The 1,351-nt window shown below is 60.7% G+C and carries 2 protein-coding genes; both read left to right on the forward strand.

The features are described 5' to 3' along the window. The coding region (locus tag DRV96_RS18270; RefSeq protein ID WP_162911144.1) for a hypothetical protein at positions 1–467 on the forward strand (467 nt) is incomplete at its 5' end. Positions 468–481: 14 nt separating this feature from the next. After that, positions 482–1,351 (forward strand): ComEC/Rec2 family competence protein (locus DRV96_RS17715; protein ID WP_162911145.1); only part of this gene is annotated, 870 nt, incomplete at its 3' end.

Consider the following 1,351-nt stretch of genomic DNA (forward strand, 5'->3'; position numbering starts at 1 on the left):
CGGCCTATTGGATTCGTTGCTGGGAGTTCGCGCCATCGGCATTCACCCCGCAAAGCCAGTGTTCATGCGGGTTGCGGGGGTTTTGCAGGGCCGACTACTTCAAAGCGCTACCTGACGAAACGAAGAAGCGGGCTTTCGAGAAGGCGGCAGCCGAGGGCGTGACTGGTCCCGGCGAAGCTATGTTCTGGGCTGCCTACGGCCGTGCACGCACCGACTCGGTGGTCATGGGACGCCTCGACAACTTTCTCAACCTCTACGGCTTCTGTCGCAATACTGCTCTGGTTGCGTTCGTCGATGCCGCGCTGCTTTACTGGTCATACCGGTGGAACGGAGGACCAGAGGTGCACCTGCATTGGTCTTGGGCAGCAACTGCGGTTGGCGTCGGCATGACGTTCCGCTACCTGAAGTTCTTCCGGCACTATGCTGTGGAGGTGTTCACGTCCTACGCGCACGGCAAGGACAAGTAATGGTGCCTATACCCGTGAACGATGCTCTGCTCCAAATCTTCAACGTCGAGCATGGGGCCTGCGCACTGCTGACGACCCCGGCTGGCCTGGGCGGCTGGCGTCGCGTCCTCATAGATTGCGGCCACAACGCGACAACGGGCTGGTATCCCGGACGGCACCTGCGAAGCGTGGGCGTAACTTTCCTTGAGCAGCTGGTCATCACCAACTACGACGAGGACCACGTTTCCGGCTACCCGGATCTGCTCGCGCAAGGCATCTACGTGGATTGGGTATTTCGTAACGCGTCGGTGATGCCAAGCACCATCAAGCAGCTCAAGAGCGAAACCGGCATGGGACCCGGCATCAATGCCCTGGTTCAGAGCCTCGGCACGTTCGGCCCGGTGGGCGGCAATGGCAAGCCGGCACCAACGTTTCCTGGCGTGTCGATGGAATACTTCCACAACACCTACCCCGTATTTGACGACGAGAACAACCTCAGTCTAGTGCTCTACCTGACGATCTACGGCACCTCGTTCCTGTTCCCTGGGGACATGGAGTGCGATGGGTTCGAGCACCTATTGGCGACGAACCAGCGCTTCCGCCAAGTCGTCCCGAGCATCAACGTTCTAGTAGCCTCGCACCACGGCCGCGAGAACGGCATCTGCGAGGACATGTTTGACACCTACGGCTGCCGCCCGCAGCTTGTGGTCATCTCGGACGACTACAAGCAGTACGACACCCAAGAGACGACCCGCTTCTACGCCAGCAAGACGTCGGGTATTACGAACTTCCGCGGACCGGGCGTAAGTCGTCGGACCTGCGAAATTCACATCAACGCCGGTTGTGGGCGACGACGGACGCCGGCGACGTCGCGCGAGGGCGGCCAGAGCTTGCCGACGTGCGCA

Origin of the sequence: Azohydromonas sediminis (assembly GCF_003574675.1) — a bacterium.
Taxonomy (GTDB): Bacteria; Pseudomonadota; Gammaproteobacteria; order Burkholderiales; family Burkholderiaceae_C; genus Calidifontimicrobium; species Calidifontimicrobium sediminis.